This window comes from Kitasatospora sp. NPDC059599 (assembly GCF_042735125.1).
GTDB lineage: Bacteria > Actinomycetota > Actinomycetes > Streptomycetales > Streptomycetaceae > Kitasatospora.
Genome location: NZ_JBHWCL010000011.1, coordinates 46,397 through 65,350 on the forward strand (window position 1 = coordinate 46,397; position 18,954 = coordinate 65,350).

At 69.2% G+C, this 18,954-nt stretch carries 17 protein-coding genes and 3 pseudogenes; 10 read left to right on the forward strand and 10 right to left on the reverse strand.

All coding sequences use genetic code 11. The annotated features are described in order from the left end of the window. Window positions 1–23 precede the first annotated feature (23 nt). Window positions 24–917, forward strand: a complete 894-nt coding sequence (locus tag ACFV04_RS06230) for a methyltransferase domain-containing protein (RefSeq protein ID WP_380527144.1) — start codon at window positions 24–26, stop codon at window positions 915–917. Between the two features lie 181 nt (window positions 918–1,098). Here ACFV04_RS06230 and ACFV04_RS06235 read toward each other — a convergent pair. Beyond that, window positions 1,099–1,991, reverse strand: a protein-coding gene (locus ACFV04_RS06235) for an IS5 family transposase (protein ID WP_380527216.1) whose coding sequence is annotated in 2 segments (ribosomal slippage) — window positions 1,099–1,610 and window positions 1,610–1,991 — 894 coding nt in all. Because the reading frame shifts where the segments join, the coding sequence is not laid out codon by codon here. 395 nt (window positions 1,992–2,386) lie between these two features. After that, on the reverse strand, window positions 2,387–3,079 hold the full coding sequence (locus ACFV04_RS06240; protein ID WP_380527146.1) for a hypothetical protein: 693 nt from the start codon (window positions 3,077–3,079) through the stop codon (window positions 2,387–2,389). A gap of 8 nt (window positions 3,080–3,087) precedes the next feature. On the opposite strand from ACFV04_RS06240, the pseudogene ACFV04_RS06245 reads away from it, so the two are divergent. From ACFV04_RS06245 to ACFV04_RS06255, 3 genes and pseudogenes are all read left to right on the forward strand, one after another. Then, window positions 3,088–3,282 (forward strand): annotated as a pseudogene (locus ACFV04_RS06245) (hypothetical protein); the annotation flags it as partial. A 128-nt stretch (window positions 3,283–3,410) separates the two neighbouring features. Continuing rightward, window positions 3,411–3,644, forward strand: a complete 234-nt coding sequence (locus ACFV04_RS06250) for a hypothetical protein (RefSeq protein WP_380527148.1) — start codon at window positions 3,411–3,413, stop codon at window positions 3,642–3,644. Then, the gene (locus tag ACFV04_RS06255) at window positions 3,644–4,507 is read left to right on the forward strand and encodes a DnaB-like helicase N-terminal domain-containing protein (protein WP_380527149.1); all 864 of its coding nucleotides are present in this window, start codon (window positions 3,644–3,646) and stop codon (window positions 4,505–4,507) included. The genes ACFV04_RS06250 and ACFV04_RS06255 overlap by 1 nt, the downstream gene beginning before the upstream one ends. A 280-nt stretch (window positions 4,508–4,787) precedes the next feature. Here the strand turns inward: ACFV04_RS06255 and ACFV04_RS06260 are convergent. After that, window positions 4,788–5,387: pseudogene (locus ACFV04_RS06260) on the reverse strand (transposase); the annotation flags it as partial. A 432-nt stretch (window positions 5,388–5,819) separates the two neighbouring features. On the opposite strand from ACFV04_RS06260, the gene ACFV04_RS06265 reads away from it, so the two are divergent. The 4 genes and pseudogenes from ACFV04_RS06265 to ACFV04_RS06280 form a co-directional block, all read left to right on the forward strand. Then, window positions 5,820–6,326 carry a hypothetical protein gene (locus tag ACFV04_RS06265; RefSeq protein ID WP_380527151.1) on the forward strand — a complete coding sequence of 169 codons (507 nt, stop codon included), beginning with the start codon at window positions 5,820–5,822 and terminating at the stop codon, window positions 6,324–6,326. Between the two features lie 27 nt (window positions 6,327–6,353). After that, the gene (locus ACFV04_RS06270; RefSeq protein WP_380527152.1) at window positions 6,354–6,596 is read left to right on the forward strand and encodes a hypothetical protein; all 243 of its coding nucleotides are present in this window, start codon (window positions 6,354–6,356) and stop codon (window positions 6,594–6,596) included. A gap of 202 nt (window positions 6,597–6,798) precedes the next feature. Then, entirely contained in the window at window positions 6,799–7,488 is a 690-nt protein-coding gene (locus ACFV04_RS06275) for a DUF6294 family protein (RefSeq protein ID WP_380527154.1), read from the forward strand. A 284-nt stretch (window positions 7,489–7,772) separates the two neighbouring features. Next, window positions 7,773–8,423, forward strand: a pseudogene (locus ACFV04_RS06280) (IS5 family transposase); the annotation flags it as partial. Window positions 8,424–9,164: 741 nt separating this feature from the next. Here the strand turns inward: ACFV04_RS06280 and ACFV04_RS06285 are convergent. The 4 genes from ACFV04_RS06285 to ACFV04_RS06300 form a co-directional block, all read right to left on the reverse strand. Next, the gene (locus tag ACFV04_RS06285; protein ID WP_380343366.1) at window positions 9,165–9,794 is read right to left on the reverse strand and encodes a class I SAM-dependent methyltransferase; all 630 of its coding nucleotides are present in this window, start codon (window positions 9,792–9,794) and stop codon (window positions 9,165–9,167) included. A 565-nt stretch (window positions 9,795–10,359) separates the two neighbouring features. After that, the gene (locus ACFV04_RS06290) at window positions 10,360–10,986 is read right to left on the reverse strand and encodes a DUF6000 family protein (RefSeq protein ID WP_380343368.1); all 627 of its coding nucleotides are present in this window, start codon (window positions 10,984–10,986) and stop codon (window positions 10,360–10,362) included. Window positions 10,987–11,043: 57 nt separating this feature from the next. Next, the gene (locus ACFV04_RS06295) at window positions 11,044–11,571 is read right to left on the reverse strand and encodes a tyrosine-type recombinase/integrase (protein ID WP_380527218.1); all 528 of its coding nucleotides are present in this window, start codon (window positions 11,569–11,571) and stop codon (window positions 11,044–11,046) included. Continuing rightward, complete coding sequence (locus tag ACFV04_RS06300; RefSeq protein ID WP_380527156.1) at window positions 11,496–12,191, reverse strand: tyrosine-type recombinase/integrase; 696 nt, start codon at window positions 12,189–12,191, stop codon at window positions 11,496–11,498. Before ACFV04_RS06300 ends, ACFV04_RS06295 begins: the two co-directional genes overlap by 76 nt. On the opposite strand from ACFV04_RS06300, the gene ACFV04_RS06305 reads away from it, so the two are divergent. Together ACFV04_RS06305 and ACFV04_RS06310 are read left to right on the forward strand one after the other, a co-directional pair. Then, a complete protein-coding gene (locus ACFV04_RS06305; RefSeq protein ID WP_380527158.1) occupies window positions 12,177–12,971 on the forward strand; it encodes a hypothetical protein in 795 nt (264 codons plus the stop codon). The genes ACFV04_RS06300 and ACFV04_RS06305 overlap by 15 nt on opposite strands. A 29-nt stretch (window positions 12,972–13,000) precedes the next feature. After that, window positions 13,001–13,714 carry an HAD family hydrolase gene (locus tag ACFV04_RS06310; RefSeq protein ID WP_380527159.1) on the forward strand — a complete coding sequence of 238 codons (714 nt, stop codon included), beginning with the start codon at window positions 13,001–13,003 and terminating at the stop codon, window positions 13,712–13,714. A gap of 46 nt (window positions 13,715–13,760) precedes the next feature. On the opposite strand, the gene ACFV04_RS06315 is transcribed toward ACFV04_RS06310, so the two are convergent. The 3 genes from ACFV04_RS06315 to ACFV04_RS06325 form a co-directional block, all read right to left on the reverse strand. Next, complete coding sequence (locus ACFV04_RS06315; protein ID WP_380527161.1) at window positions 13,761–14,075, reverse strand: hypothetical protein; 315 nt, start codon at window positions 14,073–14,075, stop codon at window positions 13,761–13,763. A 113-nt stretch (window positions 14,076–14,188) separates the two neighbouring features. After that, window positions 14,189–18,454: a hypothetical protein gene (locus tag ACFV04_RS06320; RefSeq protein ID WP_380527163.1), complete on the reverse strand. Its 4,266-nt coding sequence runs from the start codon at window positions 18,452–18,454 to the stop codon at window positions 14,189–14,191. Then, on the reverse strand, window positions 18,451–18,777 hold the full coding sequence (locus ACFV04_RS06325) for a CU044_2847 family protein (protein WP_380527165.1): 327 nt from the start codon (window positions 18,775–18,777) through the stop codon (window positions 18,451–18,453). Before ACFV04_RS06325 ends, ACFV04_RS06320 begins: the two co-directional genes overlap by 4 nt. Window positions 18,778–18,954 lie beyond the last annotated feature (177 nt).

Sequence of the window (18,954 nt, forward strand, 5' to 3'; positions counted from 1 at the left end):
CAGGGAAGGTCGACCATGTGGTCATGACCTCCTCGCCCCGCCCGCCGTACGCCGGTGGCCGACCGGATCCGACCGACGGGACCACTGGGCCCGGTGGAGAGTCCGCTTCCGCCCGCGGCTACCTGCTGGACAACGCGCGCGCCGAGGCGGGCGAGCGGTTCGTCTGGCTGGCCGAGCTGTTCGACGGTGTGACGCGCGGGCACTTCGACCGGCTGGGGGTCGGTGCCGGCTGGCGCTGCTGGGAAGTGGGGGCCGGTGGCCCCGGTATCCCTCGGGCGCTCGCGGCGGCCGTCGGTCCGACCGGGCACGTGCTGGCCACGGACATCGACCCGTCGTGGCTGAAGGCGGGCGACGGGTACGAGGTGCGACGGCACGACGTCGCCGCCGACCCGCCGCCGGAGCCGGGGACGTTCGATCTGGTGCACGCCCGGCTCGTGCTGGTCCATGTACCCGACCGGGCGAGGGCGCTGGCCACGATGGCGGCAGCGCTGCGGCCCGGCGGCCGGCTGCTGGTCGAGGACGCCGACACCGCTCTGCAACCGCTGGCGTGCCTGGACGACAGCGGCCCCGCGCAGCGGCGGGCCAACCGGCTGCGTGACGCGGTCCGGGAGCTGCTGGCGCGCCGCGGCGCGGACCTGCGCTACGGCCGGACCCTGCCGTGGGCCTTGCGTGAGGCCGGCTTGGTGGATGTCGCCGCGGCGGGCACCTTCCCGGTTGGCGGGCCGGCCTGCGACCGGTTGGAGGCGGCGACCATCCGGCACGTGCGCGGCGAGCTGCTCGCGGCGGGCCTGGCCGACGACGCCGAGATCGACGCGCACCTGGCCGCCGTCCACGCGGGCGAACTCGACCTGACACTCGCGCCGCTGATCTCGGCCTGGGGACGCCGTCCGGCCGAGCACCCTCCGGCACTCGGTTAGGGCGGGTCGGGGGCGTTGTCCGCCCCGCCCACGGCGCTGTTCGCCGAGGGAGGCCGGGCGGCTCGCGCAGGGTGGTGCGCGCCGCGCGCCGCGCGCCACCGGAGCAGGGGCTGGCCCGCACTCCCGTCCGGCGTCTCCCGACGACACAACGTCGACCGAGTCCTAGGCAGATTCGTTTGGATCACCGGGCGGACCAGAGGAAGATGCCTGCGATGTGGAGTCCGGCCAGGTAAATGGTGGCGGTCTTCTCGTAGCGGGTGGCGATGCCTCGCCACTGCTTGAGGCGGTTGATGCACCGTTCAACGGTGTTGCGCCGCTTGTAGGCCTCGCGGTCGAAGGCGGGCGGCCTGCCTCCGTGGCTTCCGCGTCGCAGCCGGTTCGCCCGTTGGTCCGACGGAACGGGGATCACCGCGCGGATGCCGCGCCGGCGCAGGTGGTCGCGGATGGCGCGCGAGGAGTAGGCCTTGTCGGCCAGGACCACGTCCGGCCTGGTGCGCGGCCGTCCACGGGGCCGGGGAACGCGCAGGCGGGCCATCACCGCGGTGAAGGCGGGCGCGTCGCCCGCCTGGCCCGCGGTGAGCACGAACGCCAGGGGTCGGCACCGGCCGTCGGCGGCGAGGTGGATCTTCGTAGTCAGCCCGCCGCGGGACCGCCCGATCGCGTGGTCGTCCGGCTCGCCGGCCGGGGCCCCTTTTTGCGGGCCCCGGCCGCGTGCTGGTGTGCGCGCACGATCGTGGAGTCCACCGAGACGGCCCAGTCCAGGTCCTCGTCGGCGTCCGCCTGGGCGGTCAGGGCGGTGAACATCCGCTCCCACGTGCCGTCGACGGCCCACATCCGAAGCCGGTTGTAGACGCCCCGCCAGTTGCCGTACCTCTCCGGCAGGTGGACCCACTGCGAACCGGTCTGGAACTTGAAGGCGATCGCGTCGATCACCTCACGGTGATCACGCCACCGACCCCCACGCTTCGGTGTCCGGTCCGGCAGCAACGGCTCAATCCGCGCCCACTGCGCGTCAGTCAACGACACATCCAGACCAACGAGCAGATGATCCGAACGAAACGCCCTAGTCGTCATCGATGAGCCGTCTGACCTGGGCGAAGATGTGGAATTGAACGCGATGATTGTCACGGTCTGCTCGCGGTAGTTGTCACCCGCAGGCAGCGCTCGGTGTTCCTGTCACCTGCTGTTCCTCGAAGATCGGCTTCGGGTGGTAGGGCGCAGCATTGATGGCACGTGGAGGCCACCGTGACCGAGCCGCACGAGGCGTCTTCGAGGTACCGACCGGACGCCTCCACCCGGCGCTCCGGCGAACCCGGGCCGCCTGGGAGGCCCCGTGCCGGCACGGGAACCGGGAGAGGACCCGGACTTCGCGGCAGACCTCGCTCAGGCCGCCGGGCACGACCGTCGCTGACGTGCCGTACGTGCCCGGCGAACCCCCGGACTGTGCCCGCCGGGGTGGGTGCGGGGCCCTACTGCCAGGTGACGTCGTCGCCGTCGACGATCAGGTTGCCCCAGGCGGGGATGCGGTAGAACTTCTTGTTCTCGCCGCCGCCGAGGACGGCCTTGCGCCAGACGCCGACGCCGTCGGTGAGGGTGTAGGAGCCCTCGGAGACCTTGTCGTAGGCGGGCACGAAGGTGCCCTGCTCGCAGGTGACGTCGGTGGACCACATGCCGTGCCCTTCGGAGTACTCGTTGTACCGGCGCGGCATGGCGTCGCGCCGGTACCGGCCGACGTACTCGGGCTGGGGCTGGGGGTCGGCCTCGCTGGCCGCGGCGGCGATCACGGCCAGCGGTGCGCCGGCCAGGCGGGCGGGAGCGGATGCCTCTTCGGCGTCGGGGGCGATCACCGTGCAGGTGTGGTCGGAGTAGGCCACGCACACGGTGCCGTCGGGGGCGACGGCGATGGCCGGGGCCCCGTCCGGGGTGCTGGGGAAGGTGCCGGTCTCGGTGAGGTCGGCGGCGTTGAGGATGCTGCCTGCGCGGTCGGCGTGGAGGGCGTAGAGGAGGGTGCCGTCCGGCGACAGCGCGAGGGCGGTCGGGGCGGGGCCCTGGGCGCGGGCGGTGACGGTGACGGTCATGGTGGCGGTGTCGATGGCGACCAGCGGGTCGGCCTGATGGGGCACGAACGCGTACAGGGTGGCGCCGTCGGCGCTGAGGAGCACCCGGACGCCGCGCGCTCCCCAAGGGCAAGATCCTGCTCTTCGCGACCGGCATGAAGGTGGCGATGCTCGACCTCAAGCCCTGGTACAAGGAGCGCTCCGCCAAGGACATCGGCCCGGCCTCCTCCCGCGCCACCAAGGCCATCACCGAACGCGCCCTCGCCAAGGGCAGCACCGGCCGCGACGACTTCACCCTCTCGGCCTGACCCACCCCACCCGGCGGTGCCGACCGGGAACCCGTCGCTTCTTCAGCCGGCGCCGTCGCCCCTGGCTGACTCTCTTCCCGTGCCCGCCGCAGCCGCTGAACCACCGCTCAAGTACCCAGAAGGTCTTCATGTCCGACACCAACTCTCCTACTGCCCGCGATCGTTCGACTCCACTGGCCGGGGCGCCGGTCGTTCGCCGGGGCGGCCAGTGGTGGCTGATCACCTCAGCCGGCTCCCTGCTCGCCACCGATCCGACGTTCACCGGTGAGCTGGACCGCTTCGCCGCCGCGAAGTCCGCCGCCGACCGCGTGGTCGCCCAGCTCCGCGCCGACCGCGGCGCCCGTCGCCGCCGGAGCCGGTGATGGACCCGCTGCTCCAGGGCGAGCAGGCTGTACTCGGAGCGGTCCTGCTCGACCCCCGCCAGCTCGGCAACCTCGACTGGCTGGAGCCGCGCGACTTCTACCGGCCCGCGCACCAGGCCCTGTTCGCCGCGCTGCGCAAGCTCCGCACGGACGGCCACCCGGGGCTCACCGCAGAGGGCCCGGTGCCATTGGCCTGGCTGAACGACACCCTCGCCGAGGCGGGCAAGCATGTCCGCGGGCTCACCGCCTCCTATCCGCATACCCTGATCGCCGCATGCCCGCGCCCTGCCAACGCCCCGGTCTACGGCCGGATGGTGCTCGAAGGCTCCATCCACCGCACCGTCACCGAGCACGCCATCCGCTTGCTCTCCGTCGCCCAGGCAGACGCTGCGGAGCACGAGGTCGACGGCACCCTCACCCAGGCCGACGTGCTCGCGGGCGTCCTGGACGAACTCGCGACGCTGGGGAACCCAACCCCGGGCCACCGCCCCGAGGACACCCTCTCTCCCTGCCGCTGCCGAACCTCCCGCAGCGGCCCGGGCGGACGACGAGCAGTTCATGCTGTCCCTGCTCGTCCACCAAAACGGTGCGATCGGCGAGGTCTTCGACTGGCTGCGCCCCCAGGGCTTCGCCGTTCCCGGCCACGGTCACCACGCTGTGGGAGGTCCAGCGACGCGGTCTGCTCGCCGAAGGCACGATCACTGAGGAGCAGCTGGGGCCGGTGCTGCGCGACGGGGCAACGGGTTCGGCCGAGTGGCTGGGTGATCAGCTCCTGCGTTCCTCCCTCACCCGCACCGCCGCCGGCGCCGCGCTGCAGATCACCGCCCATGCCGACGACCGGCGCCTCGCTCCCGGGCAGCTGATCGGCCACGCGCTCCACGCCCTCGGTCCACTCGACGAGGTGCGGGCCCGCTGGCGCACGGCGACGTCCCCGTCCGATCCGCGGCAACGACCCGATGTCGGCGAAGCAACACGCGTCCAGGCGGCGCTCGCCCGCAGCCCCGCGCCGCCTCCCGCCCACAACACCCCGGCACCGGACAGTGTCCGTCCCTTCGGCCCGGCACCGAGCCGAGGCCGTGACCGCGTCAACCCACACCAGCCCTCCCGGAGCCTCTTGTGAACACTCCCGACGTCGAGGCCCTCTCCATCACGGCCATGGGCACCGAGTCCACCACCCGCATCACCGATCAGGCCGAAGCCACCCTTGTAGGTCGGGGCGGCTTGATCCTTCTCCAAGTGGCAGGTGATCAGCGTGGCGTCGAGATCCAGGACCAGCCCGGGCAGGGCACGTCCCCCGGCCTGGGCTGTGGGTATGCCCTCGCCCCGCTCAGCTGCCTGCAGCCAGGCCACCTCCCGGGCTTGGGCGCGGGCTGATCGCAGCCGGTCCAGTACCCGTTCGTCGATGGCGGCCAGCAACCGCCAGGCCGTCGGCGTGGAGGCCACCGGGCCGAACACCTCGCGCTGGTCACGCAGAACGGCCAGTTCCGTGATGGTCTCGCCGCCGTCGGCGAGCATCACCGCCAGGTCGGTAGCGATCCGGCCCGGATCGTGTCCGGTCCCGCGCGGCCGAAGCGGCCTGAGCGCAGTGGAGCACGCGGTGGTCAGCCCGGTGGCATCGGCAAGATCCGCCAGCAACCGTGCACCGGCGTGACCAACCACCCCCACGCCGTCAGCGGAGACATGGAGCTTGGGACGCGAACCGATACCCTGCACGCAGAAAGTGCCTTCCGTCTGGACCGACAGAACCCCTCGACAAGGTTCATCGTCCCAGCTCAGACACGGCAGCTGTAGTTCGTGATCTGGGCGATGCCGGTCAGCGCGGAGGTGGGTGTCGGGTGGGTGTCTGCGGGGATGACAGTGGCCACCGCGATCATGACGAGGCGTGCTGACAGAGAGGGCGAAGTGCGGCCGCCGCACGGAAGTTGGCCAGAAACCGTTCCCCTGAACATCCGGTGCGGACACCGCCCCGCGCCCGAGTTCGGGCGTCAAGATGCAGACCGTAGACTGCGGATTTACGGTCGTGTGGTAAGGCGTTTAGGCCAGGTCTCTGGACACGGCAGTTTCGACAGCCGCTACAGCCCGGCAGGCACCGTGGCGGCGCCAGGAGCACGCTCACACCTCCCACTTACTGCCCTATGGATCGGCGTGCTCAGTCGAATAGGGAAGTGGATGGTCATGGCAGATCTTACCTTCAACAGCCCACTTTGCCGCATCTCGTGGACCGACGTAGTTCACGGCACTCAGCATTCGACGTTTGGCTTGGACGAAGAGGTCGAGCTGCGCTTCGGCCTCAATCTGGACCAGAGTTTCTGGTCATCGTTCCAAACCTCGGAGTTCTTCGTGCAGTTCTGCGTCTACCGGTTCGGCGCACTGACCAAGCAGTTCGACCACGACGGCGACACGCGGCAGCAGATGCCCGGCGCCCCTGCAACCCAGATATGGCTCGGCCTCGCCCTGGGACGGGCTGGACAAACACTCTTTGCGGGTTCTGGGCTGATGCAATTTCGTCCACAGATTTACTTCCTGCGACAAAGCGCCGTCGGCAACATAAATACTGAGTTCGCAGTGGCTCCACACGACCACACGTTCATGGTTGATCTGCTCAGCCCTGTCGGCGGTGGCACCGATGCAGAGTCTCTGGTAGGCGGAGTCGGCATCCCGGATGGCACCCCGATACCTTGAAATGGCAGCCGGATACCAGGAGGAGACATGAGCCTGACCATGCTGGTGCAGAACATGGACGACTGGTGCGGAACACCCGCGCCCGGTCGGCCGCCCCGCCCGCCCTGGTTGCGCGACATCCTCACTGCGGTGGTGTTGGCTGAGATTTCGGCCAACCTGAGCGGTGCCGACGAGGGCCGCTCCCTATACCTCGCCGCCGCTCGCCTCTACGAGACCGCGGCCGAGAAAGTGGCTCTCAACCCGCAGCCGCTGCCCCCGTTGGAGGAGTAAACCTCCTGACAGGCGCGTCGGCCGAGCAGACCAATCCATGAACAAGTATTTACTCTGTTCCCATCAAAAGGTTCTCTTGCCGGAAGATCTGAGCGCCCACGACCACTTTCTCGATCCTGGAGAGCCCCGCACGGTGGGCCTTATGCGGCTGGCAACAACGGCGATCAGGTGTAGACGGAGAACCTCCGCGAGAGGAGTCGCTATGGCCGAGAATAGGTTTGATTCCGGCGAGGCACTGGTGGCAGCGCTGGCCGAGGGGAAGCTTCGGTCCGATCACCAGTACACTGGCATGGTCAAGGCGTCGGACAAGGACAAATACGTCGCGTTTGCTCCGGGCTCCTGCGACAGTGGATGGATAGACGTTCCCGCTGAGGTCATCGGGAAGGTCGAAGTAATCGATCAAGCGCCCTGCCGCGAGCACAGCCATCCGCTTGTTCGCATGCAATTCAAATTCGATGAGTCGAATCCCCTGCATGTGATGGCCGGCCAGCTGATCACATCTGCCAACTCGCGGCCTTCCGCTATTCAACCTGGTCATCTAGCCACGGCTAGCAGGTCGGTGACCTCGGGCCAACACGACTTGCCTTCGGTAGATTTCTATTGGGAAGTGACGAGTAATGTGGGCGGATGCAGCCTAGGCGGCGCTCACTTGACTCTCAGGAGCGACGGCAGTGCGTCATGGCGAGGCGTTGTCAACTCAATCTACCACAACGATTCTTATTGTGTAACACTGCCATTCCTTAACAGTGGCGGTCGCGAGCTATTCGCCTGGCCGAGATTCTGCTCACAAACGTTGTGGCAAAGTCTACAGGTATGGACAAATGACAACCTCACTTTCCCGCAACAATTCTTCGAATCGATTGCGATTGCCAACAGGCGTGACCATTGTTGAGAGGCGCGACGGTCCTGGGGGCGTTCGTTGTTGATCGCGGAGTGTAGCCTCGGAGGACGTTCGTGTCGTTGACATGCTGGCTTATGCTGTTTTGTTGTGCGTCCGAAAATGCTATGAATGGGCCTTCTGAGAGGAAGGCGTGACTGCCTGAGCGGGCACCGTCACGGTTTTATCCCCTCTCGCCCAAGAAGCTCCTGTCCGGTTCGAAAATGCGATGGATATCGCTTTCGTCTCGCCCGATCGGGTGATGGGCAAACCCAACACCGCTGTGTAGCAGTGACCTTATGGCCACTCAGCAGCCGCGCGCCGGCTATCCCAGCGACCTGTCCGACGCCCGCTGGACCTTGATGGAACCGACCCTGACCGCCTGGCGGGACCAGCGGCAGAAAACATCCCTCGGACTCAGCGGCAAGGTCACCGACCTGCGCGCAGTCATGAACGCGATCCTCTTCGTCAACCGGACAGGGATCCCGTGGCGGTACCTGCCGCATGACTTCCCACCTCACACCACCGCCTTCAGCTACTCAGCACCTGGACCACCGACGGCACCATCGAGAAACTCGGCGTCCGCTTACACCGACTGGTCCGCGAGCAGGAAGGACGGACCGCCGACCGCCTGTGTCATCGACGCGCAGAGCGTCAAGACCGCCCCCAGCGTGCCCACCGACACTCAAGGCACCGACGCCGGCAAGAAGATCGTGGGCCGCAAACGCAGCATCGTCGTCGACACCCTCGGCCTGTTGCTGCTGGTCACGGTGACCGCGGCCAGGGTCTCGGACAACGAAGCCGGCAAAGAACTGCTGACTCAGATCGCCGCCACGCACCCCACCATCACCAAGGCATGGGTCGACACCGGCTACAAGACCCAGGCCATCGAGCACGGCGCCACCCTCGGGATCGACGTCGACGTCGTCCCACGAAACACCCAGGCTAGGGATCCTTCGCGCGACGTCGCTCAGCGCGACGATCACGCGCCGCGTCCCGGCGAGCCAGGAGAAGCTGCAGCAAATGCAGCCGATGAGTGCTGGTCTGCGGGATCACGGCATTCGCCAGAGCGATGAAGCCGGCGAACACCAGAACCACAACCTCAAGCGCGAGTGGCACCGAGCCCACGGTCAGGGCTTTTGCGCCTCCACCAAGACCGATCACGGTCACCAACGGTGCGGGAATCTTGAACATGGAGGCCCTCCTGCTGACCGCGGGGCCGGCCTCCCCGGCACCCGGCTTACGTGTCCGACTCCATGGACCGGCGCCTGTTTTGGACACTACGGGCGAGGGTCGCGGCTGAAACCGGCGCCAGCCGAGAAATTTGGACGCGGTCCCGGACGCGGAGAGGGCGCGGGCAGGCGCTACTGCACAGCTGGCCCTGTCGCGGAGAAGGCCAGGTCAGGGCATCTCGGTGAGGCGCAGAACTTGCCGTCATGCGGGAGCCTGCTGAGCTATGCCCTTGTTGTCGGTGTTGTTCTTCAAGACCTTCTCGAAGTCCTTCAAACTCAGGTGTTCCTAGGTGCTGTCCTGGCGATCAATCCGTGTCGGTGGGTGCGGACGAGATGTCTATCGTGAGGGTCATCCATGTCCTGGAGGTGGAGAACCACCGGCTCCTCCGTGAACAGTCCCATCCCGGGAGCGTCGTGCTGCCGTTCCACAACAGGGAGTGACCCGCGACCAGTTACCTCTCACGCTGGGTTGCGGAAGACAAGCAGATACCGCCAGAAGAGGAGTCTGCGGACTGTGAAGCCCGGCAGAAGAACGACAGCCTCCTGTCGGATCTCCTCGAGGGACATCGTCGGTGGTTTCACCGGGGCCTGGAGAACCCCGGCCCCGCCACGACGAACTCCGCTGATCCGCTCTTTGACCGCAACGATGAGTCGAGCAATCGCGTTGGCTGGCACGGCAGTCAGGCTCCACGCCCAGTCAGTCCGTGTCCTCTCCGGATAGCACCCCAGGATGACGAGGACACCTCCCGGAGCCAGGGCGTCCCGCAGAGCGCGGACCGTGCCGAGCGGCATGTGATGGATGCTCGCCAGGCAGGAGATGAAGTCATAGTGCCCATTCGGCAACTCGACCTGATCGATGTCCGCATGACGGAACCGGGGCCGTTGCTCACTGGCGGCAGCCGCAGACGACGCCCGGGCAGCCTCGACCGCTTCCTCGGACGAGTCAATCGCCTCGACCTCGAATCCCAGGCTTGCGAGCCGCCGAGCGAACCGGCCGGTCCCGCAGCCGACGTCCAACGCGGTGCGGCAGCCGGGCGGAACCTGGCGCAGAAGGAGCCGATGGTAGTGGTCGTTGTGATCGAAGGGCATGGCCAGACCATGCCACAACCGGCCTCCTCGCCAACAGCACAGTCCACCTCAATCCACCCGCGATACGGCAAGGAGACGGTTCCGGTCAGCAACTCCCAGCCCTTGCGGAGCTACACGCACAACACGCTCGGACTTGACGCGGAAGCGGGCTTCCCCTGCCGAAGACGTCTCGGTCGCCGGCCTCCGCGCCGGACTCAACCCCGAAACCCGATCCGGTCTTTGGCTGCACGTGGCCCGCGCGGCCGAAGCCGTCCGCTCCTGCCTGCTGGTGGTCGAGATGTACGAGGACGCCTCACCTCCCCCGCCGTCGCCACCTCCGCTGGCGACGTGGATCGCTTCCCGTGGTGTCCTGGGAGACGACCCAACCCAGCCTGATCTGCTGGCACTTGGCGCCATACTCGGCACCCGGGCCCAGCTCCGGTACAACGCGAAACGGCTCGTGCTTCACGCCTCCGACGTCGGCGCACCCCACCACCGGGCCAGGGTCTTCCTCACTCATCTGGACAACTTTGAGTTCTGCGGCGGCAGATTCCTTCGATCAGGTGTCACTCAGCCGGGGACGGTGTCACCGCTTCCTTGCCGTGCAGTACTCCGTGCTCTCATCAGCGAAGACGCAAAACTGGCCTGTGATCTCGCGGTAGCTGTCCGGTGTGTCGTGGTGCTCCTTGCGGGGTGGTCCGTCGATCCACTGGTGCCAGAGGCCGTCTGGAGCCAGGAACTTGGTCGCTTGACCGGCACCGAGCTTGGTGTCGAGGTGCAGGAGTGCGCCCATGGCGGCTGTCTGGTCGTAGTAGAGATCGGGGCGTCGGAGGTAGCGATCGAGGTAACTCGCCAACAGGTCCGCGTCGGCAGGAGTGCCGAAGGTGGCGAAGGTGACGCAGTAGGCCGAGCCCGCGAAGCAGACTTCGCTGGCAAGCAGGAGCTCGCCGAGGCGTTCACGGAACTCGGTTCTGCGGGCGACGGCAATGAGCCAGGCGGCGGTCGTGCGCTCTCGCCACCCGCCTTCGAGCAGGGTGCCCAGTTCACGAGGTGTGATTTTGCTGGCGGCCTTGCCGAGTTCCCTTGCGAACTTGGCGCGTTTGCGCTCGGTCATGTGCAGGAAGCTGCCGCCGAGTTTGAGGTAGCGCTGGTCGGGCGCGACATAGCGGCGGATCAGAGTGAGCGACTCGGGGTCCTCGTGGGCGTGACGCATAGCCACATCCTGTCCCGGACGGAGTCGTCGGACCAGTGCAATTCTCGACTGCACTGATCAGTCGGCGGGCTGATCATGCGGTTCGCCGAGGTCGTCCAGGAGGCTGGCGATACGGTCGGCGATGCGCTGGTGGCGCTGGATCTCCCGCTCCCAGCTGCGGTCCCTCGCGTCGGTGATCAGTTGCCGCTCGACACAGAGGCGGTCACGCAGGCGCGGCGCGTACTGGGGTGTGGTGACGAACTTCGCACAGCTGAGGTAGAGATCGCACTCGCAAGGGCCTTCCTGAGGAAGGCGAAGGCAGCGTCCGAGCTCGAGTTCGGTCTTGTAGAAGTTGGTCTTGAGCCAGTCCAGGGCGTCCTGGTCGAGCTGTCCGGAGCGCAGAGTGTCGGCGAGCGGGCCGGCGATGACCGCGCCGGGTGTCAGAACGGCTTGGTAGTCGGCCAGGACCGTGGGGTCGGAGATGTGGGTGTAGGTCATCGACATGCCAGGGCTCTTGTGGCCGAGAACCTTCATGATGGTCTGCACACGGGCGCCTCTCTCGGCGAGTTGGGTGCCCAGGGTGTGCCGGAAGCGATGTGGGTGGATGGCGGGGGCTTACCGACGCCGTTGAGGATGCCGAGCTCCTGGCAGATTGCGCGGAGCGGGTTGGCGAACAGGTAATCGGGCCCGGCGAGGCCGCCATTGCGCAGGAACAGGTAGCGCACCGGGCGTCCGAGGTCGGAGTCGTGGATGCCTCGGTCGTGCTGCACTTGCCACAGCGCGACAAGCGCACGGATGGCGTCGGCGGCTTCCTCGTGGAGTGGGACGGTGCGTTCCTTGAGGGCCTTGCCGGCAGCGAGCCGCAGTCGTGGTGTGCCGTCCGGGTAGGCGTCGAGACAGTCGAGGTGGAGCTTGCGGATCTCGGTGCGGCGGGCGCCGTTCCACCGGGCGACCAGCAGCGCACACCGTTGCAACGGGCATTCCAGAGACCGGACTTGGTCCATGACTGGTCCAAGCTGGTCTTCGGGGATGAACCGGGGGACGCGTTCGACCACGCGGGGCACGTCGGCATGCGTGATCAGGGGGCGAGCCGGGACGTCGTCCCATTCGGCGACGGCGGCGTGCCGGAAGAACACAGCGACGGTCGAGATGATGCCGGCCCGGTAGGCCCGGCTGAGTGGCTCGTCGGGCTGCTTGATCTTGCGAAGCCGGTGGACCGACTCCATAAACGCGACCAGGTCAGCGCGGTTGAGCTGGTCGAGGCGGTCGATATGTGGGCGCTCGGTGTCCAGCCAGAGTCCAAAGCGCCGCAGCCCGCCGCGGACGCTGGACATGGTCTCGGGCCGCAGGACCAGAGCACGTTCGGCAAGGAAGCGTTCGGCCTGGTCGTCACCTCCCGCCCCTCCCGTGCCTGGACGCCGGCGGAGTTCACCGAAGCGGTGCACTGGACGGGTCCGCTGCGCGTGCCGGGGCTTCGGGTGCTGTTCGCCGCGCTGATCGGCACCGGCGTCGCGCTCGGCGCGGTCAACGTCCTGGCGCTGTCTGCCGCCGAGCGCCACCACGCCGGGTGGCTGGCCGGGGTGATGCCGGCCGCGCTGTCCCTGGGCAGCATGCTCGGCGGCCTCGCCTACGGCCGCCACGCCTGGCCCGGCGCCCCCTCCCGGCACCTGGTCGCCGCCTCCATCGGCTTCGCGGCCGGATGGCTGCCGCTGCTGCCCGACCCCGCGCCCGCCGTCGCCGTCCTGGGCGCCGTGCTGCCCGGCACCTTCCTTGCGCCGCTGCTGACCGCCGCGTTCCTCACCGTCGACCGCCTCGCCCCCGAGGGGGAATCGACCGAGGCGTTCGCCTGGCTGATCGCCTGCATCGGCGTCGGCCAGGCCGCCGGCACCGCCCTGGCCGCCCTCGCGGACACGACCGGCCCGCTGCTCGTCGCCGCCGTCCCGCTCGCCGGCGCCGCCTTCGCGCTGTGGCTACTGCGCCGCTTCAACGGCCTCCTCTCCTCCTGACCACCACGCCCATCCCGAAGGACACCGCCGTGAACACCACCCTCTTCGCCGCCGCAACTCCCGCCATCCGCATGCACGTGGTCTGGGACTGGAACGGAACGGTCAAGGACGACCTCGACGCCCACGTCGCCGCGCTCAACGCGACCCTGCCCGCCCTCGGCGGCGAGCTGGTCGACCGGGAGACCTACCGGGCCAAGCACACCGTGCCGATCCCCAACTTCTACGCCCGTCTGCTCGGCCGCACCATCACCGGACAGGAGTGGATCTCCAGCGACAACGCCTTCCTGGAGCACCTGCGCGCCCAGCCGGTGCGCGTGCGCGAGGGCGCCGTCGAGCTGATGACCGCCCTGCGCGAGGCCGGCCACACCCAGTCGCTCCTGTCGCTGTGCCCGCACGACACCCTCGTGCGCGAGGTCGAACAGGCCGACATCGGCCACTTCTTCACCCGGATCGACGGCCGCACCGGGCCCTCCGGCGGCACCAAGGCCGCCCCGCTCACCGCCCACCTCGAAGCCCTCGGCCTCGCCGAGCAGGCGCACCGGGTGCTGCTGGTCGGCGACGCCGTCGACGACGCCGACGCTGCCCACGCCAACGGCGCCCACGCGGTGCTGCACACCGGCGGGCTGCACCACCCCGCCAAGCTCGCCGCCACCGGCCACCCGCTCACCGACACCCTCACCAGCGCCGTCGCCCTCGGCCTGCGCCTCGTACAGGACCGTGGCACGCAACTGGCTTGCGCCTAGGGGCTGTTCAAGGTTCGGATCGTGTGGTTGAGGCCAGGGACTTCAATCACATGATTAATACGCGGAGGTGCAGGCCTGCCGTGTAGCTTTCCGGGCTCTTGTCGTATCGGGTGGCCAGGCCAGGGTGCCGGGTCGCACCGGCGTCTCGCGCAGCGGCTCGCCGACGTGCAGCGGGATGCCCGAGAACACCTCCGCCAGCCCCACCCTCGACACGAAACCGGACATCGTACCCCGCCGAGCCCGGCGGCAGCAGCCTGGTGGCGAACGCGAGCATCTCGTCGGGCCCGGTCACGTCCAGCGCGTCGATCCCCTCGAAGACCGGGATCACCACGAGGCGCGGGAGGAGTGGGAGCTGGCTCATGCCCCCGCCTCGCCTGCGAATGGCCGGGGCGACAATGACGGGACCGCGCCGGAGCCGGGCACCGGGGCAACGGCGCTCCGAAGATCCCGCCCGGTCCGGGACGAGGACGGCGGTCAGGGGCAGGTCTGGCGGTAGGACACGCCGGCGGGGACGTACTGGTGCCACTCCTCGCGGGTCATCGAGCGGCCGGCGATGGCACAGGCCCTGCCGATGAGGGCGTCGAGGTCGGTGTACATCCCGGTGTCCCACAGGCGCACCGTCGTGTCTTCGCCGTTCGTGGCCAGGCGTTTTCCGTCCGGGCTGAACAGCGCGGACCACACGTTGCCCGTGTGGCCGGTGAGGAGCGCCACCTGGCTCCGCGTCCGGACGTCCCACAGCCGCACGGTGGCGTCCTGGCTGCTGCTGGCTAGCGTGTTTCCGTCCGGGCTGAACGACACGGACCACACGATGTCGGCGTGACCCGTCAGGACGGCCACCTGGCTCCGCGTCCGCACGTCCCACAGCCGCACCGTGGCGTCCCGGCCGCCGCTCGCGAGGGTGCTGCCGTCCGGGCTGAACGCCACCGACTGGGTAAGACCGGTGTGGCCGGTGAGGACGGCTACCTGGTCGTGGGTGCGCACGTCCCACAGCCGCACCGTGCCGTCCCAGCTGCCAGTGGCCAGGAGGGTTCCGTCCGGGCTGAACGCCACCGAGCCCACCAGGCCCTTGTGGCCGCCGAGGACGGCCAGCTGGTCGTGGGTACGCACGTCCCACAACTTCGCCGTCGACGCGGTGGTGCCGCCTCCCGTGGCGAGGGTGTTGCCGTCCGGACTGAAGACCACGGGACTCGACGTGCCCGTGAGGGTCGCCAGCGGGCTGTGGGACACCACGCCCCACAGCCGCACCGTCTGGTCGACGTAGCTGGCGGTGGCGAGCGTTCGTCCGTTCGGGCTGAAGGCCAACGCGCCCACCAGCCCGGTGTGGCCGGTGAGGGTGGCGAGTTCGCGGTGGGTCGCGGTGTCCCACAGCGACGCCGTCCCGTCGTCGCTCGCGGTGGCCAGGGTCTTCCCGTCCGGACTGAACGCCAACGTGAGCAGCGTGCCTCCCCGGCCCGTGAGGACGGCCGACTGGCGGTGCGTCTGCACGTCCCACAGCCGCGCCGCCTGGTCATGGCCCCCGGTGGCCAGCGTCCGGCCGTCCGGGCTGAACGCCACCGGGCGCATCGCACCGCCCTGCCCGGCGAACATGGCCAGCGGACGGCCTGCGCGCATGTCCCACAGCCGTACCGTGCTGTCCTCACCGGCGCTCGCCAGGGTGCTTCCGTCCGGGCTGAACGCCACCGCATTGACGTCGCGCGTATGGCCGTTGAGCGTCACCAGAGCCCGGCGTGTCGGCACGTCCCACAGGCGCACCGTCCAGTCCCGACCGGCGGTGGCCAAGGTCTGCCCGTCCGGACTGAACGCCGCCGCCTGCACCGCACCCCTGTGGCCGGTGAGAGTCGCCAGCGCCTGGCGGCTCCGCACGTCCCACAGCCGCACTGTGGCATCACCGCCGGTGCTGACGAGGGTGCTGCCGTCGGGGCTGAAGGCCACGGACGTCACCTGGCCCGTGTGGCCGGTGAGGACGGCCAGCTGGTCGTGGGTCCGCACGTCCCACAACCGCACCTCCTGGTCGGCGCCGCCGCCGACGGCGAGCGTCGTCCCGTCCGGGCTGAACGCCGCCGAGATCGGCCACGAACCGTTGACACCTGTGAGTGTGGCCAGCTGATGGCGGGTCTCCACGTCCCACAGCTGCACCGACCCAAGGGCGTCGCCGAGACCTCCGGTGGCCAGGATCCGTCCGTCGGGGCTGAAGCCCAGGGGTTGCGCCGCACCGGCGAGATCACCGACCGGGCCGAGTGTGCGGGCGTTCCACAGCCGCCCCCCTTGGTCCGGGTAGTCGAAGGTCGCCAAGGTCCCGCCGTCCGGGCTGAACACCACCGTGTCGAGATTCCGGCCGGGCAGGGTGCTCACCTCGCGGCGTGCGGCCACGTCCCACAACCGCGCCGTTTCGTCCTCGCTGCCAGTGACCAGGCCCTTCCCGTCCGGACTGAACACCACCGATCTGACCGGGCCGGTATGCCCGATGAGCGTGCTGATCAAGGGTGAGCCGGCGGCGGAGAGTAGCCGCGCCCGGGTGTCTGCCGTCGGGTGGATGCGCTGCGCGGCCAGGGCCAGACGGGCGGCCATGGCGGGGTCGGCGGCGGTCAGGCTCGCGCTCCGGGCGGTCAGCTGCCGGCTCGCGGCCAGGTCCCGCTGCTCGCTGCCCGCCCGGGCGTTGACGAGGGCGAGGCCGGAGGCGATGAGGACAAGGACGGCGAGGAGGGCGAAGCCGCCCCGGACGATCCGGCGTCGACGGGCAAGACGTTGCTGGGCCCGGGCGCCGGCGGCGACGAAGTCGGCCTCCTCGGAAGGGACTTCGTCCGCCCGCTCGGCGATCCACCGCTTCGCCTCCTCGACCTCGCGTCGCCCGAGGAGGAGTTCGGCCGGTCGTCCCTGTTCCTGCCAGGCACGGAGCGCACGGCGCAGCCGCTCCTGCCAGGTGCGGAAGGCCCGGTTGGCCTCGACCCAGCGCCGCAGCCGCGGCCAGCTCCCCACCAGCGCCTGGTGGGCGAGTTCGACCGTGTCCGGTCCGTTCGGGCGGCGGGTCACGACGACCAGCCGGGTGCTGGCCAGCCGGTGGAGCAACGACCAGTCCCGGTCGGAGAACTGGGTGCGGTCGGCGACCCTGCGGGTGTCGGGGCCACGCTCCCCCGCGTCCAGCTGCTCGGCCGGGCGGACCAGTTGGATGAAGATCCGTTCCAACGCCTCGCGTTCGGACTCGTCCGCCCATCCCCAAAGGGTGCGCTCCGCGTTGCCGACCAGCGCTCCTTCGACCCCGCCGAGCTCCTGATAGGCGACGGCGGTGAGGATGCCGTGGGCCTGCTGCTCCCACAGCTGGCTCAGGGTGTACTCCAGCATCGGCAGTGCGGCCGCGCCGAGCGGTGTGTCGCGGAGCAGCTGCTCGACCAGGCCGTCGGCGAAGCGGACTCCGCCGTGCGCCTCCAGGGGTCGGGTGATGGCCGCATGCAGCTGGTCGCGGGTCATCGGCGGCACGACGACGTGCGTCGCTTCCCAGGCCGCGCGCAGGACGGGAAGCTGCTCGATCTGGGAGAGGAAGTCGATCCGGGCGACGACGACGGCCTGAGCCGGCCTACTGCCGTCGGTGCGCCGCGCGGTCAGGACACCCAGCATCGCGTCCAGCTTGCGTGCCGTTTCGGGCGCATCCGCGAGCAGGGTCTCGAACTGGTCGACGACGAGGAGGAGTTTGGCGTGTCTGCCGTGGCCGGCCAAGGTCTGTTCGAGTGCCGTGCGCAGTCCGTCTTCGCCGCCGGCCAGCTGACGGGCCAGGGCGGTCCATCGGTCGTGCCACTGGGCCGTGCTCGGGTCCGCGTCACCGACCGAGGCGAGCGCCCAGGCGAGGAGTTCCTCGGCGGTGAGCCGCAGCCCGTGGGGCACGCGGGCGATCATGTGGGCCCGGTCATCGAGCCCGGCCAGGAGGCCGGCGCTGACAAGTGAGGACTTGCCGACCCCGGAGGCACCGAGCACCGGCAGCACCGGCACCTGCTGCTCTCCGAGGAGTTCGAGCAGTCGGCGCGTCTCGTGACCGCGCCCGTGGAACACCGCCTCGTCCTGTTCGGTGAACGCCAGCAGCTCGCGGAAGGGACTGTCGGCCAGCAGTCGGACGCGTAGTTCCGGCCATTCACGGGCCAGCGACTCGACGGTCAGCGCATAGCCCGTGCGCCGCCGCTGGTCCCCTTCGACGGCGACTACGACACCGACGACGCCCTGGAACTCCTCGTCCCACACCGGCGCCCCGCTGAACCCGCCGGCCAGCGGGAACCCGGCGTGCTCGTCACAGGTCAGCTGCCACCAGCCAGTGCCCTCGCGGCCCTCGATCGTGCCGGTGGTCCAGATTCCGGCGTCCTTGCTGCCACCCGGCCCGGCGTACCGGGGGAACCCGAACGCCCGCCAACGGTGTCCGGCCAGCTGGTCCGACTCCAGAATCCGCAGGGGAACGGCGCCCTCCGGCGGCGTGTCGGAAAGGCGCAGGACAGCGACGTCACCACTGTTGTCGGCCGCCACCGGAACGCTGACGTGGACCGTGGCCGATGCCGTAGGGCAGCCGGGAAGCAGCGGAAAGTCGACGGTCACGGGGAAGTCCGCCGGGAGGGGATGGTCGTCCGGGATGCCCGCGACGGCGGCGACGACGTGCGAGCAGGTGAGCATGAGCCGTCCAGGGATCAGGAACGCGGCCCCGACCGGCCGTCCGTCGTGGAGAACGCGGGCCGTCCCGCGCTCCCAGGCCGGGGGCCGGCTCATGCCTCACTCTCGTGGCGGCTCCATTCCAGCTCCAGGGTGAAATGCGCGTCGCCGGACGCCTTGGCCACGACGAGCCCCGCCTCGGCTGTGATCTTGATCCCGAACTCGGCCCGGATGTGGTCGGGTTTGCGGGGTAGGTCGGCCAGCCGCACCAACAGGGCAGCGGCGACCTGCCGTACCCGGGCCAGGCCGGACTCGAAGGTCTCGGCTGAGGACTCGACCAGCGCATCTCCCCGAGCCGCCCGGAGCACGCCGGAACCCTCCCCTTCGGACAGTTCCACGACGAACGCTTGGCCATCGTCGAAGGGAACGCTCAGGAACATGCGACCACCCCTATATCGTGTCAGTAAGTCTCTGAACTCGCCTGCCAGTTGACTGTTACGCAGCACCGCTGGTCCCGCCACGCCAGGTCGGGGCGCCGGGTCGAGCGGGAGAACAATGGAGTTGTACCCCAAATCGTGATGTGGCCATGCCGTCACTTAACAGGACTCAGCCGTTCC

Coding starts and splice junctions, on each gene's coding strand:
- ACFV04_RS06230 (WP_380527144.1), top strand. CDS start 24: ATGACCTCCTCGCCCCGCCCGCCGTACGCCGGTGGCCGACCGGATCCG.
- ACFV04_RS06250 (WP_380527148.1), top strand. CDS start 3,411: ATGTCCGACACCAACTCTCCTACTGCCCGCGATCGTTCGACTCCACTG.
- ACFV04_RS06255 (WP_380527149.1), top strand. CDS start 3,644: ATGGACCCGCTGCTCCAGGGCGAGCAGGCTGTACTCGGAGCGGTCCTG.
- ACFV04_RS06265 (WP_380527151.1), top strand. CDS start 5,820: ATGGCAGATCTTACCTTCAACAGCCCACTTTGCCGCATCTCGTGGACC.
- ACFV04_RS06270 (WP_380527152.1), top strand. CDS start 6,354: ATGAGCCTGACCATGCTGGTGCAGAACATGGACGACTGGTGCGGAACA.
- ACFV04_RS06275 (WP_380527154.1), top strand. CDS start 6,799: ATGGCCGAGAATAGGTTTGATTCCGGCGAGGCACTGGTGGCAGCGCTG.
- ACFV04_RS06285 (WP_380343366.1), bottom strand. CDS start 9,794: ATGCCCTTCGATCACAACGACCACTACCATCGGCTCCTTCTGCGCCAG.
- ACFV04_RS06290 (WP_380343368.1), bottom strand. CDS start 10,986: ATGCGTCACGCCCACGAGGACCCCGAGTCGCTCACTCTGATCCGCCGC.
- ACFV04_RS06300 (WP_380527156.1), bottom strand. CDS start 12,191: ATGGAGTCGGTCCACCGGCTTCGCAAGATCAAGCAGCCCGACGAGCCA.
- ACFV04_RS06315 (WP_380527161.1), bottom strand. CDS start 14,075: ATGAGCCAGCTCCCACTCCTCCCGCGCCTCGTGGTGATCCCGGTCTTC.
- ACFV04_RS06320 (WP_380527163.1), bottom strand. CDS start 18,454: ATGAGCCGGCCCCCGGCCTGGGAGCGCGGGACGGCCCGCGTTCTCCAC.
- ACFV04_RS06325 (WP_380527165.1), bottom strand. CDS start 18,777: ATGTTCCTGAGCGTTCCCTTCGACGATGGCCAAGCGTTCGTCGTGGAA.